Source organism: Flavobacterium sp., from assembly GCF_035760125.1.
Lineage (GTDB): Bacteria > Bacteroidota > Bacteroidia > Flavobacteriales > Flavobacteriaceae > Flavobacterium.
In genome coordinates this window covers 1-18,009 of the sequence record NZ_DASTTN010000433.1, presented here as the reverse complement: position 1 = coordinate 18,009, position 18,009 = coordinate 1, and the positions used below count along the sequence as shown (strand labels likewise).

Here is an 18,009-nt window from a genome sequence, read left to right as displayed (position 1 = left end):
TTATTTTTTAATCTGCTGGTATGTTGTTCTTTACGGAGTGTCGTTTTTAAGGATTTATGGGGTTTTACCCAGCTGTCTTGATAATTTGCCCTGTCGGGGCGTGATTCTTGGGGTTTGTTTAAGGGATTCGCAGAAGAATCGCCTGCTGAAGGTGGGGAATTAGAACCCATTCCCTTTTGTTTCTTTTCTTCCTATATATAAAGGTGTGAATTTTTCGCTTCCTTTCTTATGAAAAACCCATGCCCTAGCCCCGATAGAAGCGGAAATCCTTATAAGCCGGGGTTCGGCTTATAAGATTGTAGCGGATAGCGGGAAATAGCTGCTGAAGATTGAAAACAATTTAATCGAAACGAATTGCTTTCACAGGAGAAATTTTGGTGATTATGTACGATGGAATCAATAATACCAATGCACAAATCGTCACCGTGAGTAGATTTAGAGCCAAGATATACCCCAGATTAAGATACACGGGCGCTTGATTGACATAATAGTTTTCGGGATTGAGTTTTATAATACCAAAATGCTGCTGGATTAACAACAAAGAGATCCCTATTAAGTTGCCCCAGAACAATCCTCTTACTATAAGGTAAAAGGCATTGTAAAGAAATATTTTTCTAACGGACCAATTATTAGCTCCTAATGCTTTTAGAATTCCTATCATTTGAGTACGTTCTAAAATAAGGACCAACAAGGCAACAACCATATTTATTGTCGCCACAAGTATCATTACGACCAATATCACAATAATATTAAAATCAAAAAGCTGCAACCATTCGAATATGTAACTGTATTTTTCAATAATTGTTTTACTATCCAGGGTTGAAGACGTCTTTTTATAAACTTGATCTCCGGTTTCTTTTATAGTATTGAAATCTTTTACGAAAACTTCAAAAGCCCCAATTTGGTTTGGAGTCCATTTATTAATTCGCTGTATATGTCGAATATCACCTATTATATAGGTAGCATCGAATTGTTGAAATCCTGAATTGAAAATCCCGGCTATTTTGAATCTTCGAACATTCGGTAATTGGTTTTGATCTTCTTTTATGAAGAAAGTATTAAAAGAATCGCCTACTTTCAAATTCAACCTGTTGGCAAGAAATTGAGAAATCACTACTTCTTGAGTGACATCTTTGGAAAAATTAGGCAATTTTCCCGAAACGATATACTCCTTTATATTACCCCACTGATAATCATTCCCAACTCCTTTGAAAATTATTCCTTCAAAAGCAGTTTCGGTTCTGATTATTCCTGCTTTGCTGGCTATCGCCTGAATATGACCCACTCCAGGAACAGCACTGAATTTAGGATAAAAATCTTGATTTTTTTCAATGGGTAATAATGTAATCTCAGACTGATTGTTATCGTAGTTTGAAATTATGATATGACCGTTGAAAGCAGCTATCTTTTCTCTTATTTTATTTTGTAAACCTATCCCAGTTGCTACTGAGACAATCATCATAATCATCCCAATTGCAATTGCCGATATTGCAATGTTTATTATAGGTGCCGATATACTGCTTTTATAATCTTTGGCAGTAATAAGTCTTTTGGCAATAAAATATTCTAAATTCAAATTGATTTATTTTGAGGAGCTGAACAAATATACATAAAGTTTCATTTTAATGCTTTGTTACTCGATTTGGTTAACTTCAAATTGGCAATGATTCCTGAAAGCAATCCATTAAAGTGGCAATCTTTTTTTCATTTCTTCCACAATATTGAAAGCAGCTGGACAAATCGCAACATTTTTAAGTGTCAAATCAGTAATTTGCTGAAACTTTTTACGATCTGTATGAGGAAATTCTCTACAGGCTTTTGGACGCACATCATATATCATGCATGCATTCTCATTATCTAAAAAAGTACAGGGAACACTTTGCAACACATAATCCTTATCCTCATCAACACGCAAATATTGCTCGATAAACTGCTGTGATTTTTGTCTTAAAAATTTAGAAATACGCTCAATATCGGCCAAAGTAAATAAAGGGCCTGTTGTTTTACAACAATTGGCACATTTTAAGCAATCCGTTTTTTTGAATTCGGAATCATGAATGTCCTGCATTACATAATCCAAATTCTTAGGCGTTTTCTTTTTTAGCTTATCTAAATACTTTTTGTTTTCGATATGCTTATCTTTGGCTAGTTTTCCTAATTCGTTTAAAGCTGGTTTCAATTTTGAAATTTGTTGATGATTTCGCAAAAGTACTAAACTTTAAACTCGGAAATTTAAACTTGAAACTAAATTTTATGAAAGACCTTTTCGGAAAAGCCATACTTGATTATCAGACCAACAACCAACCAGAGGATTTAATTACGGAAACATCAATTTCTGAAGAAGACGAAATGAGCGTTGCCTACCTTTTTAGAAATTATGACGAAATGCCAAAAATTGAACAAAAAGCACTTCAGTTAGCCAAAGGAAAAATACTCGATGTGGGATGTGGCGCTGGAAGTCATAGCCTGACCTTGCAAAATGATAGAAATCTCGATGTTACTTCAATTGATATTTCAGAAAATGCAATTCAAACCTGCAAACTTCGCGGATTGAAAAATGCAAAAATTCAAGATATAATGACATTGGAAAACGAAAAATTCGACACCATTTTATTATTGATGAATGGCACGGGAATATTTGGAACACTAAAAGAAACTCCCATCTTTTTGCAAAAACTAAAAAGCCTTTTAAATCCTAACGGACAAATCCTCATCGATTCTTCAGATATTATATATATGTTTGATGAAGATGAAGATGGCGGTAAATGGATTCCATCCGATAATGAGTATTACGGAGAAACTATTTTCAATATCACCTACAAAGGCGAAAAAGAAGTTCCTTTCGATTGGTTATTCTTAGATTATAACACTCTTCAAAATGCAGCTTTCGCTAATGGACTTCAGTGTGAATTAATTCTTAAAGGAGAACATTATGATTATTTAGCAAAACTTTCGATTTGAATCAAACAGTAATTGAAAATAAAAAAACCAAATGCTTAACAACATTTGGTTTTTAAATAAACAATCATTCTTTATGATTTTACCTCTTTTATCCTTGACTTGCAATCTTTATAGGCAACTCATATAAAACGCGAACTTTTTTACCTCTAGTCTCACCTGATGTCCATCGAGGAGATGAAGAAATTACTCGCTTAGCTTCGGCGCCAGTTCCTTCACCAAGATCTTTTACAACTTTCACATTAGTGACAGAGCCATCAATTTCTATAATGAAAGCAATCTTTAAAGTACCTCCGTTTCCTTCGTACTCTGGTATTTTAAAATTTTTACCAATAAAATTCATCAACTCATTATTTCCACCAGGAAACTCTGGCCTAACCTCTACTTCTTCATAATTATAAGGAGCATCATCAACGATAGTAGCTGTTGCTTGAGCTGAGGCAAAACTCACGATAAACAAAGCTATTACTGAAAGTAAAATTTTTCTCATACACTATTTTTTTTTATTTATATATGTTTTTTAAAAAAGCAAAACACAGTAGGTTTTTAGTAAATATATAAAAAAATAGAGGTATAAAAACGAAATACATAAAAATATGTTAAAAAAATTACCACATTCTTATAAAAATAACCAATATACTGTATATTAACAAGTTATAAAGTTAACTAAAAAATCAAGATTAAATATTAACAAGAAAAATTAGCAGCAGCTACAAGTAACTACATACCTATGAATAAGTTTTTTTTTACATCCTCAAAAAAAAAAATGCTATAAACAAACATACCTCCCTTTATTATTACTTAAAAACCGAAAATCAAAAAAAATTCGAAAAATTAAATAAATAAAGACAGGTACTATATTGAATGTCAAACTTCTGTTTATGGAATATTCAAATACTTATGAGTTTGAAGCGAAACACGCCATTTTGGATTATTCATAACATATTCAACAATTAACGGAGTCATTTCTTCTTTCTTACTCCATTCTGGCTGAAGAAAAAGAATTGCATTTGGATTCACTTTTTCAGCTTGTTCTTCTGCAAAAATAAAATCATGTTTATTATATATAATGACTTTAAGTTCATTTGCATTATCATAAACTGTTTGAGTTGGCAATTTATTTTTCTTTGGAGAAAGACATATCCAATCCCAAGTTCCACTTAGAGGATAAGCCCCTGAAGTTTCTATATGAACTTTTAACCTATTTTGTTTTAACTTTTGCGTCAAAGGCTCCATATCCCACATTAATGGTTCACCCCCTGTAATCACAATAGTATCAGCACATTTACTAGCATTGTCAACTATTAAATCAATTTTAGTAGGAGGGTGCAATTCTGCATTCCAACTCTCCTTAACATCACACCAATGACAACCAACATCACATCCCCCAACTCTAATAAAATATGCAGCGGTACCTGTATGGAAACCTTCCCCCTGAATTGTATAAAATTCTTCCATAAGAGGAAGCATGGTTCCTTTATTAACTTCTAATTGAACTTCTTTAGATAACATTATATAAATTTAAGCTGCAAAGATAAGCAATTAAAAGAAATGTAGATTTACAAGAACATTGTACTTAATCATAATAAGATGAATGCAACCAAATAAAAAAACTCAAACAAAAAAAAACGACAATCATTTCTGATTGTCGCTTTTTTTGTTTCTTTTAAAAGTTATTATTTTAAAGACTTCAATGAATCTAATGCATACTGATTAGTTGGATCCAAAGCCAAAGTTTTATTAAAATACTCAATTGCTTTAGCTTTATCAGTATTTGCATAACTAGCCGCAGAAGTATTATAACTTTCAATAATTTTCTTAACTGTTGCCGGTTTAGCTAACTCTTCTGGTCCTTTTTCTGTAACCACATTTACGTAGTCACCATAATACTTAATTGTCATAGCATCATTTTCCAATAAACTATTTGTTCTTGCTCTATACAAATAAGCATCCTGTGTTTTTGGAGAAGCCTCAATAACGGCTGCATAAGCCAAATCAGCTCTTTGTAAAGCTACAGGATCTGGTTTTACAATATCTTTTCTAGTATTGTCAAAATACAAGCTATTACCTAAATAAAAATTATCTAAAATATAATTTTTAGACTCCTTATGAGCAACGGCAATTTCATATATCGCAGCTGCTTGTTTGAATAATTTTAACTCATATAATTTTTTCCCAACATCACTGATATTCAATGACAATCCATTGGCATCCATTTCAGAGGCTTTTTTAACATCAAGAATTGCATTATCAAACAGAGCATTATCAATAACCTTACCATCTTCTCCAACAGCCTTTTTAATTTTAGCAAAACCTAAAGTTTGATAATCCATCGCAATAACTTTGTTAGAAGGATTAGCTATAAAACTTTCCAAGGATTTAATTGCAACATCATAATTACCGTTTTGATAAGCAGAAATTCCTAAATAACGAAGAATTCTAGGATTCACTTTATCCAATTCAACCATTTTATTGGCTTCAGTTTCCAAAGCTTTATACTCTCCTGCAAGCACTAAAAAGTCAGCATGACGCATTCTTGAATTAAGAGAATAGTCAGTTAAAGACAAATATTTTTCATAATTCACAAGAGCTTTATCTACATATACTCTGTATTTAGACGGTTCGTTTCTTCCCCATAAATAATAAGTCTCCGCTAATTCACGATAAACAGGTCCATAGTTTGGGTTAATAGCAATTACTTCATCAAATGCTTTTATTGCTTCAGTATATGCTTTAGCACCCTTAAGCAAAACACCTAATTGCATTTTAGCTCTAATTAATGTATTATCAATTGTATAAGCATTCCTGTAAGCAGAATATGCTTCATTTTGATTTTTATCACCATAATAAGCATTCCCAAGAGCTAGGTTTAACTGGGCATCTTGAGGATTAACCAATTTTGCCTTATTCAAAACTTCAATTGCTTTTTTATAATCTGGCTTTAAAGAATATGTATAAGCTCTACCTATAAATAAATATTCTTCAATATCTTTCTTTTTTAAATCTTTAGTAGCTAAAGCAAAATTTTGTTCAGCAGATGCAGTATTTCCATTATCAAGATCAATTAAACCAAAACCAATATTATTCAATCTCGCTCCTTCAGTACCAGAAAGACCTTTTTGATAATAAATTTTAGCAGAATCTACATTATTTTGCAACATATAAACATTACCTAAATAAAATGCAGCTGTACCATTGGTTGGTTTTGCATTTATTATAGATTTTAAAATTGTTTTTGCGCTTTCAAATTGTTCAGCATCAATTGCTTTTTTTGCTTGATTAAGGTCTTGCGCTCGGCTTGTTGCCACTATAGCCAAAAAAGCAATACTTAAAACTTTAACTTTGTTCATCTTAATTAAATTAATTTATTTTATTTCTTTTTATTATTAGATTGACCATGTAATATATTCAATTTTCTAGCTGGTATTTTATAAGGCAGTAATCCAGATTTTAAAACAATTCTTTGTCCAATATCTCCAGCTGCAAAAGAAGCAATTCCCATACCTAGACCATCATAACCCTGACAATTTACAATATATAAGTCTCTCAATAAAGGATAAGTTCCTTCGGCAAAATTATTTTGTGAGGGCGCATAATATCCGTCTTTATTCAAACCTTTAACACTTAACACATTTATATTATTAATAATAGTATTCATTGAAGCATGAGGTTGCGATAACCAATTTACACCAACAACACCAATCATTCCATCATTTTCTGAAACAAATTTCAAAACTTCATTATTAGTCTTAAAAGTGTACACATCTTTATCAGCCAATCCGTTCAAACCAGCTAAATTATTCATATAACCTACAGTACTTGAATTGGGATTATCAAAAACCAGGCCTTTTATTTTTGAGCTTCTCTCCCCTTTCATGAAACCAATTACATCTTTCAAAGCTATCAATGTATCATTACTAGATTTATTAGAAACAAAAGCTATGCCATCTGTCGCAAATTTAGTTATTTTAGGAACTATTTTTCGTTGTTCGAAAATATTTAACTCTTTTTTAGTCAAATTTCTTGCAATCACTACAATTTTTGCCTTTTTATCAAACAAAGAGTTTAAAACCTCCGATTCGGATTTAGAAATTAAGGTAAATTTGGCGTTATATTGGCTTTCAAAAACCATTGCTTCGTCTTCCACAATAGGGGTAATAGTTTCATCCACATAGATTTCTGCTTTGCCTTTTAAGATTGTTTCTTTATTTACATCCTCATTTTCATTTTTTTTACAATTAAAAAAAATGAAAATAACTGATAACAAAATTACATAAACATTAAATCTAGACATAACTATTCTTTATTATCATTATAAACACGAAAAAAACGAATAATGGAATATGCAATTAATACAACGCCAAGAGCAACTCTATATTGCATTTGCATATTAAAAGGAAATTTTTTCCAAAATATAACCATTAGACCTAAAAAAAAATAAGCCAAAAAAACCAAAATGGTTATAATAAGAAGAAATCGCTCAATAAGCGATTTCTTCTTCAAATTATTAAATAAATTATTTAACATTATTCTGCTGATTGAATAGTAATAGGAAGAGAGTATAGTACTCTCACTTTTTTACCATTTTGCTCACCTGGAAGCCATTTCGGACATTTATTTAAAACTCTGATTGCTTCTTTTCCTGTTCCATAACCAATATCTCTTACAACTTTGATATCAGTTAATGATCCATCTTTTTCAACAACAAAAGTTACATAAACTTTACCTTTAAGACCCTCTTCTTCAGGAGCTTGATAGTTTTTACCCACAAATTGGTAAAACTTTTCAATACCACCTGGAAACTCAGGTTTTTGCTCAATCCCTGCAAGAGAGTGAACACTTGTGTCTTCCTCGATAACTTCTACAACTGGTCCATTTCCAACTTCCTCTACAGTAAGTGGAGCATCTGGATCTCCTTTGATAGTTTCAGCACCAGTTTTTTTGTCTTTGATATCATCCATTTTTGGTGGATCTTCGGTAACATCCTCAGCCTTAGCAACAACAGGTTTAACGAATTTAACCTGATCTTGTTTAGGTGGTGGTGGTGGTGGTGGCGCAAGATCTTTTACATCTTCCACTTTCTTCTTAGGTGGCAACTTAACGGCAGTTATCTTGATATCGGTATCCATTTCATCACCACCTTTTGGCAAGTAACTCGCAATAAGCGGAGCACTAACTGCTAGGCTAAAAAGAACACTACCAATGACAAGCGCTCGCATAGAAGTCTTGCGATTCGATTTTCTAAGCTCATAAGCTCCGTAAAGTTTATTACGGCCTTCGAAAACGATCTCTATCCATTGATTTTTAATTAAATCTAATTTCATTTTTTATAATTATTAGGTTATTAGTAAAAAATTATTTTTTTACGTCTAACAATTTTTGTTCTTCTGGTGTAAATTCATTAACTATTGCATAAGAGCCAGTCTTATTCACCCCAACAATTGCCATTTCATCCAAAACATCAACCAAATTACGATATGTTGATTTTTTGCTTGGTTTGATAATTACAATCATTCCATCATTTGGTTTTCCTTTAGCTGTTGAATATTGCTTTACTGTTTCCATTCTAGCTATCAACTCTTTACGAATACCCTCTTTTCCATAAGAATAATCTTTTGGAGCCGCAAGTGGTTTTTCCAACATCCCCATATAACGCACCAATTTTCCATTTTCACCAAGCAATAATGTCATAGTACGATTTTCATCAACTTTTATATCACTCTGTGGCTCTTTTTTATCTTCTTTATCTGGCAACGTCAAATCCATGGATTGAGGTTTAGACAACGTAGTGGTAAGCATAAAGAACGTGATTAATAAGAAAGCCAAATCCACCATGGCAGTTAAATCTACCTTTGAGTTTTGTTTTTTACTTCTTACTTTGCCACCTTTTCCGCCTCCACCGTCGCCGGTATTTAATTCAGCCATTTTAGTGTGTCTTTTTTAATTAAAAATTCTTTCCTCTTAAACCTGTAACCAAATTAAAGCTATTGACCTTTTGATCTTGCAAAATATCCATTACTTGTTTGATTGCAGGATATTGCTCCTTAGCATCTCCTTTTATTGCAAAATTCAATTCTTTGTCATTAACTTCAATATTTGCTTTACGCGAATATAAAACCCAATCCTTCAATTGATTATCCAAAGAATCCTTAGGTATCCCAGGCTGCCCTGCTTTACTTCTATCTGCTGCTTTCATATTCAAAATTGCTTTTAAATTTTGAATTGGTACACCAAAACTTTCCATTAATCCAAACTCCTCTGACTCTTTTTCAGTAAATACAACATTATATTTATCAGCCATAAATTCAAGTGCTTTTTTACGAACATCTTTTCCTTTTAGGTCAAAAAATACAGCAGTTTTCCCATTAGCCTTACCAATTGTCAAAGTAGACAAATTATCAGCTGGCAATTTTGTTTGCACAGTAGACTGTGGAGTATCAACTGGTAATACTTCAGGTGTTTTAGCAGTGGCAGTCAAAATAAAGAACGTAAGCAAAAGAAACGCAACATCGCACATCGCCGTCATATCGGTAGATGTGGACTTTTTTTTCATTTTTATTTTAGCCATTATTTATGTCTATTATTTTGATAAAAAAATATCAAAAATTAATTATTGTTTTAAACTACCTCTGAAATGTCTGTAAGTATTTACAATTGTAGTTCCAGCCTCATCAATAGAATAAGTTAAATCATCAATTTTTGAAGTAAAGAAGTTGTAAGCAACAATCGCTGTGATTGAAGTAGAGATACCTGTAGCTGTGTTAATCAAAGCCTCAGAGATACCAACCGCAAGTGCAGCTTGATCAGGAGTTCCAGCAGTTGCCAAAGCTCCAAACGCTTTAATCATACCAGATACTGTTCCTAATAACCCTCCAAGTGTTCCTAAAGAAACCAAAGAAGAAATAATAGTCATATTTTTTTCTAACATTGGCATTTCAAGAGAAGTAACCTCTTCAATTTCCTTGTGAATTACTTCAGAAGCTTCTTCACTGTTGAATCCTTCTTTTTTAACATCTTGGTATTTAACTAACGCAGATTTAATTGCATTTGCAACTGAACCTTGTTGTTTATCACATGTAGCAATAGCTCCATCAATATCCCCAGATTTGATGCTCACTTGAACTGTTTGCATGAATTTATCTAAATTCCCTTTACCAGCAGCTTTTGCGATAACAAAAAATCTTTCAAGAGAAAACACAATAACCATTAATAACATACCTAATAATACTGGTACTATAAATCCTCCTTTGTAAACTTGACCTAATGTATTCAATGGGTGTCCTTTTTCAATATCTCCACCTTCAAAATTTGAAGGATCTCCCATCACTTGAGACCAAACCAACCAACCTACAAATACACATAATGCAATAATAATCCCTGAAACCATTCCTCCTCCGTTTGAAGTGCTTTCTTTTTTAACTTTAACGTTTGCCATTTTTTTAAATTTTAAATATTTATTTTAGTTTTAATAAACTTGTATAGGAGCAAATTTAATTTTTTAGTTGAAATAAAAAAACTTTTTTTTAAGTAATCTTACAATTTATTTTATTCTCAAAACAGAACTACAACGTTTTTTAAGAATAATTGAAGATTTTATATAACAATTTATTCTAAAAAATTCTAAAAAAAAACGTTTTTAAGCATTATGAATATTTTTATTCAAAAAAAGGCCTAATTTAAAAAAACAAATAAATCTATCGGATCAATAGTCTTTTGTGATATTTTATTACAGAAAACACTTAATTATTCATTTAAAAAAAATTAATATCTTGCAGTAGATTTTAACAACCCCTCAAGAAATGAGCAAAGAAGAAAATTTTATTCAGCAAATAAATGAAGGCTATCTATCACAAGGAGAGAGCATAACACTGGGTGGCGCCATTCTTGACGGTAAGGCATTACCTAATACATTCGTCAAAATTCCGTTGAAGACATTAAACAGACATGGCTTAATTGCCGGTGCCACAGGAACAGGAAAGACAAAAACAATACAAGTTTTTTCAGAACAACTATCGTCATTTGGTATTCCCGTATTGATGATGGACATAAAAGGTGATTTTAGTGGAGTTGCAAAGGAAGGTGAAGAAAAAGACTTTATAAGAGAACGCCATACTAAATTGAACATCCCCTACTCGGTGTCCAGTTTCCCAGTTGAATTATTATCCCTTTCCAAACAAGATGGAGTCCGACTTCGATCTACAGTTTCTGAATTCGGACCTGTTCTTTTTTCAAGAATTTTAGATTTGAATGATACGCAGGCTGGAGTTGTTTCGGTTATATTTAAATATTGTGATGACAACAAAATGCCTTTATTAGATTTAAAAGACATTAAAAAGGTCATTAATTATATTACCGATGAAGGGAAAGACGAAATCGAAGAAAGCTATGGCAAAATATCAACTTCGACTACAGGAACTATTTTAAGAAAAATAATAGAGCTGGAACAACAAGGTGGTGATTTGTTTTTTGGGGAACTTTCCTTTGAAATTGACGACTTATTTCGCCTCGACGAAAACGGAAAAGGATACATTAATATTATACGACTAACAGACATTCAAGACAAGCCTAAATTATTCTCCACTTTTATGCTGAGTTTGCTTGCCGAAATATATCAACAAATGCCTGAAAAAGGAGATGCTGACCAACCTGAATTAGTGATTTTTATTGACGAAGCCCATTTAATTTTTAATGAAGCCAGCAAAGCATTATTGGAACAGATAGAAACTATCGTAAAATTGATTCGCTCCAAAGGAATTGGCGTCTACTTTATCACTCAAAACCCTATGGACATTCCAAGTGGTGTTTTGGCACAACTAGGACTAAAGATACAACACGCTTTAAGAGCATTTACAGCCAATGACAGACAAGCTATCAAACAATCGGCAGACAACTACCCAAGCTCTGAGTTTTACAAAACCGACGAAGTCTTAACCAGTTTGGGAATTGGAGAAGCCTTTGTAACTGCATTAAGCGAAAAAGGAATCCCAACTCCACTTGTGGCTACCATGATGCGAGCTCCAATGAGTCGTATGGATATTTTAACTGATGCCGAAATTCAAGAAATTAATACCAAATCCAAATTGGTCAAAAAATACAGTGAAGTTCTTGATCGCGAAAGCGCTTATGAAATGCTCAATAAAAAAATAGAATCAGCTCAGGAGCAAGCTACCGCCCCTGAAGAGAAAAAACAAGCAAGCAACGAACCGAGTACTGCAAGCGTTGTTACAAAATCGGTTTTGAAGGTCGTTACCAGCGCCACTTTTATTAGAGGAGCATTTGGAATACTGTCTAAAATGTTTAAAAAATAACTCTCTATGAAAAACATCTTCAAACTCATTATTTTTCTACTAGTCCTGAGTGGTTGTTCACCAAAATCAGAAACTAAAAATTTAACATATGTCAAGTTAGAAATTGTTAAAACAGAAAAAGACTTTGAAAAGCTAGTAGCCGAAAAAGGAATAGCTGAAGGTTTTTATCAATTTGCAGATTCTAACGCCGTTATCAAGAGAGAAAGTGATTCTTTAATAATTGGTAAAACCAACATTAAAAATTATTATCTAAATTCAAAATACGAAAATGCAAGTGTAACCTGGTCTCCTGATGCGGTAACTGTTTCCGATGCTGGAGATATGGCTTCAAGTTACGGTAAATATGTTTGGACTTTTAAAGATGCTTCTGGAAAAGAACAAGTTTCAAAAGGGATTTTTCATACGGTCTGGAAAAAACAAAAAGATGGTTCCTGGAAATACATTTGGGATTAGTATTAGTTTTTCTTAGGATAAAAGATAAGTTTCGAGGAAGATTGCATAATCTCCTTTTTATTCAATTTCATTTTTCTGAATTTTCCAGCATTATATAATTCTGCTTGATCCGAATAATGGACACTAAATGGATTCCCAGATTGTCCAGTTGGCAAAATTCCCCAACTATTTTCAATATCAGAGAAGTCAATTACTCTTCTACTTGACGGCCCTCCTTTTACTTTGTAAAATCCATCATCAACAAAATCAAAAAATTGATTATTTATTACTTCATTAGAACCCGAAACTTCAAAAGGACCAACATTAAAAAACGGTCTAAATAGCGCCAATTTTCCAATTGGGTGTTGGTATTCTACTGAATGCACTTTTTTCCACCTCCACTCCGAAGGAGAATTACCCAATTGTTTTTCTAAAGTCACTATTGCTTCTTCGAATGATTTTGCTAAGATTTGACCTCTGGTTTCTTTTATCCTTTTTGTTGCAACATCATCCCACCATGGAGAATTTTCGCTTGAGATTTGTCTGGCGACAATTTGCTTCATAACATGAGTTCCCAAAAATTGTTTAAATCCTTCGTCACCTAATTCGTCTTGAAAAGTATTTTTTAGATATAAATAAATCCACTTATTATAGATAGTAGGAGCTACTTCATTCAAATTATTGGAACCATTCCATGATTTTAAAATACTAATTGCTTCATTTTCCGATTTGGAAAGTGATTTTAAATTCAAATTCGAAATTATTTTTTTTACAACTTCAGGAGCTACGGCTGATGTATTGTCAACAATCATTTTACTTACTGAACTTTTATCCCAATCGAATTTTGAATCCAATAATTGCGTAATTCTTTTTGCTCTATCCTCAGGAAGATAATACCCTGGGTATGCAAAACCATCAATCGCTTCCGGCTGATTATTTGCAGAATAAACGTAATTCCAATCTGGATTGACTGCTGATGGATTTTTTGAAAAATCCAAATACTCTAAACTATCGTCCTTTCCATTGGTTCCATCGAGTATAAAATTTGTATTCACACCATTATTGTGTTTGTACAATTTTCCGGTTGCCCACCAACCCACATTTCCTTTGGCATCGCCATACATTACATTTAGTCCGGGTGCGGCAATAAGTGCAACTCCTTTTTGAAAATCGGACATTGATTTCGAATGTGAAATAGCATAAATTGCCTCTATACTATGAATAGGTTGTTGCGTGTAAATCCAAGACATTGCAACTGGTTTATTACTTTTTAAACCAGTCAACAAATCATTCATAATCGGACCATGATGGCTTATTTTTAAGTTCAAAATTACATCTGATGAATCTTTAACCTTTATTGTTTTCTTTCTAATTTCATAATCCTGGAAACCATTTATGGTTTTGTATTGATTATTATTTTTAGGATTGTTTTCTTCTTGATAAAAATCTACATCATCATTTTCGAACATTGTTAAACCATAAGCGTATTCCCGATTATGTCCCAATAAAGGAAAAGGCGCTCCTGCCAGATAACAACCGTACAATTCGAAATCGGGAGTTTCTAAATGAGCTTCATACCAAGTGCCCGGCTGTGAGAATCCAATATGGGGATCATTGGCAAAAATTACTTTTTTATTCTCTGTTTTTGGAGGTGCAATAACCCAGCTATTGCTTCCAACAAATGGCGCAACCGGCGATTGATCCAGAAGTGATGCGATCGATCGTGCAATAACTTCATACTCTTGCGTTTTCTGTTTAGCAATTTTAATTTTAGTGGTGTTAAAATCCCCTTCTATACCAAAATCTTTAAGGTAATCCATTCCGTACTTGTTCCGAATGTCCGTAAGTAAAGGATCCGTTTTTTGGGCCATTGCAAAACTAAAAGACATATACCCAAAAATATTATATACATCCTGTATGGTGAATTTTTGCTTTTTAACCCCTAACAATTGAAATTCAACTGGAGTTACACCTTCCTCAAGATATTGATTAATCCCATCCAGATAAGCAATAGTCAATTGATAAGCCTGACTCTTTTTGTCTAAGATTTTGATTGTTTTTTCGGATGCTTCTTCGATTCCTAAACCCACAAAAAACTTATCGTTTTTCAACGCAACCGATCCAAATACTTCGGACAAGCGACCTGGAGCAATACGTCTGAGTAATTCCATTTGCCATAGTCTATCCTGGGCATGTACATATCCCAAAGCTATCATAGCATCTTTTGAATTTTTGGCATAAATATGAGGCACTCCAAATTCATCAAAATAAACCGTAGTCTCCTTTTTAATATTTTTTAAATAAAGGTCTCCTTCGTATTTAGGTTTTTGGTATGATCCATAAATAAAAAATGCCCCAACTAAGGCGATTAGCAAAAAAATAAAAACAAGTAAGGCTCTTTTTAGGTTTCTCATTGGAAGCAATTTTAATACACATTATCAAACTTATGTAAAAATCAATACATTTTACACACCATTTTTAAAAAGCACATTTAAAAAAGGGTGTTTTTTTATCAAATATAAATAAAATATAATGATAGCAAATTTTATCATTATTGTTGATTTTTTATCATAAAACAAAGAATAAGCATCCTAAAAGTTAAAATTTACTATTTAAATTGATATTTTTACAACAAAGCCCACATGATTAAGTGTCAGTTTCTTATATTTGTTAAAACATAATAAATTCATGAAAAATATTTCAAGAGAAACCATTTCACAAATGGATAAGATTGAAAAATTAAATTTAATTAATTCATGTACCGGTTTTAAATCTGCCAATTTAATAGCTACAAAATCCATTGAAGGCAATACTAATGTTGCTATTTTTAGTAGCGTCACCCACCTAGGAAGTAGCCCGTCATTAATAGGTTTCATTGTACGTCCAACTACTGTTCCAAGAGACACTTACAAAAATATTATGGAAACTGGTTATTTCACCGTAAACCACATTACAGTTGACATGATTGCTGATGCACATCACACCTCCGCTAATTATGATTCTGGAATTTCTGAGTTTGACAAAACCAATTTGGAAGAAGAATACAAAGAAGGTTTCAATATTCCTTTTGTAAAAGGAAGTCCAGTTCAACTTTATTGCAAGTTTGTGAACGAATATATTATTAAAGAAAATGACACTATTCATATTATAGCTTCTATCGAGCATATTTTTTTCGACGAGGCTTTGGAGCATAAAGACGGCTGGCTACAACTGGACAAAGGAAATATAGTTGCCTTGAATGGAGTAGACGGATATTTTTTGCCCAAACTAATTGATCGCTTTCAACCTGCAAAACAAAATATATCTACAAAATCATTTAAAAGAGATAAGGAATAAAAAAGGTATGATTAAAAAAAGGGAATAGTAATACAACTATTCCCTTTTTTTCATTTTCCTAAAATTCCGATTTTTAAAATCTGCCCGAAGTGATACATATCCTCATATGACGTATATAAAGGAACCGGTGCTAGACGAATTACATTGGGTTCACGCCAATCCGTAATTACACCATTTTTCATTAAATAATCAAACAAACTGCGCCCTTCTCCATGAAGAAAAACAGACAATTGACATGCTCTTTCCAAAGGTTCTGTTGGAGTGATAATTTCAAAAGATCCATGTACTTCTTTACTTATTTCATTCAGAATAAATTCTAAATAAGAAGTGATTTTATCTCTTTTTAAGATTAATTGATCCATTCCAATTTCGTCAAACATTTCAACGGAAGCCAAATAAGGTGCCAATGACAAAATTGGTAAATTGCTTATCTGCCAACCTCCTGCTCCGTGAACCGGATCAAAAACGGGTTCCATCTTGAAACGACGTTCTTTGTTATGACCCCACCAGCCAGCAAATCGAGGCAACTCTTTATTGTCATGATGTTTTTCGTGAACAAAACAACCCGAAGCATTTCCTGGTCCTGAGTTCATATATTTATAACTGCACCAAGCTGCAAAATCGACATTCCAATCGTGTAGTTCCAATTTAATATTTCCAGCAGCATGGGCTAAATCCCAACCCACGTAAGCGCCTTGTTTGTGTCCCGCTTCGGTGATGGTTTTCATATCAAAAACCTGACCAGTGTAATAATTTACACCGCCTATTAAAACCAACGCCAACTCCTCACCTACTTCTTCAATTTTTGCCAACACATCTTCCAGTCGGATGTTGTGTTCCCCTTCACGGCGCTTGATTTCTACAATGACATCCTCTGGTTTATAACCGTGAAAATTCACTTGACTTTGAAACATATATTGATCAGAAGGGAAAGCTTTTTCTTCGCAAATGATTTTGTAACGTTTTGCAGTTGGTCTATAAAATGAAACCATTAACAAATGAAGGTTCACTGTTAGCGTGTTCATTACGGTAATTTCGGATGGCAAAGCGCCTACCAATTTACTCAATGGATTGGCAAAACGTTCTTGATAATCCCACCACGGTTTTTCGGCATAAAAATGACCTTCGACAGCAAGATTTGCCCAATCGTCCATTACTTCATCAATATATTTTTTGGTTCTTTTTGGTTGTAGTCCCAAAGAGTTTCCCACAAAATAAATCACTTTTTTGTTATTGACTTTTGGAAATATAAACTCCTCTTGATATTTATGTAGATGATCTTGTGAATCGAGTTGCTGAGCAAATTCTAATGTATTTTTGAAATCCATTTTTTGATTGTTTTGTGCCGTAAAAATAGAAAAAGATAATAGAGAAAAAAAACAACTGAATAAAGAAAAAACACAAATAGAGACGATAAAAAGACAATTCAATAAAAATTAAATTCATTTTAGCCCATATTTTGCATTTAAAATAGCACATCACTTCTTATGAAAAGGAATTGCGTTAGGGATAGAAATGGAAAGTTTTTACCTGAAACCATTAGTAAAACAGCAACGAGGAAGCGACCGAAGGAAGCTCCCGCAGTGCTAGTATTACTTTGGTTTTGGGTAAAAACTTGTAATGAATAGCCTGTAATACGCCCAAATAAAAAAGATTGCAGAAATGAGATTGCGGAATTTAGATTTCTAAGATGTGAGTTCCCTTCGCTCAATTTAGGACAAAAAAAATCTCGCCATTGCTGACGAGACTTTCTATTTAATTTTGAATGCGTATTAAATAATCAACATTGCATCTCCGTAAGAGTAGAATTTGTATCCTTCTTTGATTGCTTCTTCGTACGCTCTTTTCATTAAATCGTGTCCACAAAAAGCAGAAACCATCATCAACAAAGTTGATTTTGGCGTATGGAAATTGGTAATCATACAAGTTGGTATACTGAAATCGTGAGGAGGGAAAACAAATTTATTTGTCCATC

17 protein-coding genes are annotated in these 18,009 nt (G+C 32.9%); 4 read left to right on the top strand and 13 right to left on the bottom strand.

The genetic code is table 11. The features are described 5' to 3' along the window. Positions 1-340 precede the first annotated feature (340 nt). Positions 341-1,576 carry an ABC transporter permease gene (locus tag VFS71_RS15315; protein ID WP_326402321.1) on the bottom strand — a complete coding sequence of 412 codons (1,236 nt, stop codon included), beginning with the start codon at positions 1,574-1,576 and terminating at the stop codon, positions 341-343. A gap of 108 nt (positions 1,577-1,684) precedes the next feature. Beyond that, positions 1,685-2,179, bottom strand: a complete 495-nt coding sequence (locus tag VFS71_RS15310; RefSeq protein WP_326402320.1) for a YkgJ family cysteine cluster protein — start codon at positions 2,177-2,179, stop codon at positions 1,685-1,687. A 74-nt stretch (positions 2,180-2,253) separates the two neighbouring features. On the opposite strand from VFS71_RS15310, the gene VFS71_RS15305 reads away from it, so the two are divergent. Next, complete coding sequence (locus VFS71_RS15305; RefSeq protein WP_326402319.1) at positions 2,254-2,961, top strand: class I SAM-dependent methyltransferase; 708 nt, start codon at positions 2,254-2,256, stop codon at positions 2,959-2,961. An 88-nt stretch (positions 2,962-3,049) separates the two neighbouring features. Here VFS71_RS15305 and VFS71_RS15300 read toward each other — a convergent pair whose 3' ends face one another. From VFS71_RS15300 to VFS71_RS15265, 8 genes are all read right to left on the bottom strand, one after another. Next, complete coding sequence (locus VFS71_RS15300; protein WP_326402318.1) at positions 3,050-3,448, bottom strand: energy transducer TonB; 399 nt, start codon at positions 3,446-3,448, stop codon at positions 3,050-3,052. 389 nt (positions 3,449-3,837) lie between these two features. Further along, positions 3,838-4,470, bottom strand: a complete 633-nt coding sequence (locus tag VFS71_RS15295) for a 7-carboxy-7-deazaguanine synthase QueE (protein WP_326402316.1) — start codon at positions 4,468-4,470, stop codon at positions 3,838-3,840. Between the two features lie 164 nt (positions 4,471-4,634). Beyond that, positions 4,635-6,308 carry a tetratricopeptide repeat protein gene (locus VFS71_RS15290; protein WP_326402314.1) on the bottom strand — a complete coding sequence of 558 codons (1,674 nt, stop codon included), beginning with the start codon at positions 6,306-6,308 and terminating at the stop codon, positions 4,635-4,637. A 20-nt stretch (positions 6,309-6,328) separates the two neighbouring features. After that, positions 6,329-7,252, bottom strand: coding sequence for a substrate-binding domain-containing protein (locus tag VFS71_RS15285; RefSeq protein WP_326402313.1), 924 nt, complete (start codon positions 7,250-7,252; stop codon positions 6,329-6,331). A 232-nt stretch (positions 7,253-7,484) separates the two neighbouring features. After that, positions 7,485-8,282 carry an energy transducer TonB gene (locus VFS71_RS15280; RefSeq protein WP_326402311.1) on the bottom strand — a complete coding sequence of 266 codons (798 nt, stop codon included), beginning with the start codon at positions 8,280-8,282 and terminating at the stop codon, positions 7,485-7,487. Between the two features lie 31 nt (positions 8,283-8,313). Next, a complete protein-coding gene (locus VFS71_RS15275) occupies positions 8,314-8,883 on the bottom strand; it encodes a biopolymer transporter ExbD (RefSeq protein ID WP_326402309.1) in 570 nt (189 codons plus the stop codon). 19 nt (positions 8,884-8,902) lie between these two features. Beyond that, on the bottom strand, positions 8,903-9,526 hold the full coding sequence (locus VFS71_RS15270; protein WP_326402307.1) for a biopolymer transporter ExbD: 624 nt from the start codon (positions 9,524-9,526) through the stop codon (positions 8,903-8,905). A gap of 42 nt (positions 9,527-9,568) precedes the next feature. Then, on the bottom strand, positions 9,569-10,393 hold the full coding sequence (locus VFS71_RS15265) for a MotA/TolQ/ExbB proton channel family protein (RefSeq protein ID WP_116797047.1): 825 nt from the start codon (positions 10,391-10,393) through the stop codon (positions 9,569-9,571). Positions 10,394-10,757: 364 nt separating this feature from the next. Between VFS71_RS15265 and VFS71_RS15260 the strand changes: the two genes are divergently transcribed. Both VFS71_RS15260 and VFS71_RS15255 read left to right on the top strand, forming a co-directional pair. Beyond that, entirely contained in the window at positions 10,758-12,266 is a 1,509-nt protein-coding gene (locus tag VFS71_RS15260) for a helicase HerA-like domain-containing protein (protein WP_326402306.1), read from the top strand. Between the two features lie 6 nt (positions 12,267-12,272). Further along, a complete protein-coding gene (locus VFS71_RS15255; protein WP_326402304.1) occupies positions 12,273-12,719 on the top strand; it encodes a YybH family protein in 447 nt (148 codons plus the stop codon). A 2-nt stretch (positions 12,720-12,721) separates the two neighbouring features. On the opposite strand, the gene VFS71_RS15250 is transcribed toward VFS71_RS15255, so the two are convergent. Further along, entirely contained in the window at positions 12,722-15,112 is a 2,391-nt protein-coding gene (locus VFS71_RS15250) for a penicillin acylase family protein (RefSeq protein ID WP_326402303.1), read from the bottom strand. A 274-nt stretch (positions 15,113-15,386) separates the two neighbouring features. Between VFS71_RS15250 and VFS71_RS15245 the strand changes: the two genes are divergently transcribed. Next, positions 15,387-16,034 (top strand): flavin reductase family protein, encoded by a 648-nt coding sequence (locus VFS71_RS15245; protein ID WP_326402302.1) that lies wholly within the window; start codon positions 15,387-15,389, stop codon positions 16,032-16,034. 50 nt (positions 16,035-16,084) lie between these two features. Here VFS71_RS15245 and kynU read toward each other — a convergent pair whose 3' ends face one another. Together kynU and VFS71_RS15235 are read right to left on the bottom strand one after the other, a co-directional pair. Beyond that, complete coding sequence (gene kynU / locus VFS71_RS15240) at positions 16,085-17,362, bottom strand: kynureninase (protein ID WP_326402301.1); 1,278 nt, start codon at positions 17,360-17,362, stop codon at positions 16,085-16,087. Between the two features lie 444 nt (positions 17,363-17,806). Beyond that, positions 17,807-18,009, bottom strand: a 203-nt coding sequence (locus tag VFS71_RS15235) for an S-adenosylmethionine:tRNA ribosyltransferase-isomerase (protein ID WP_326402300.1), incomplete at its 5' end; no start/stop codon positions are given.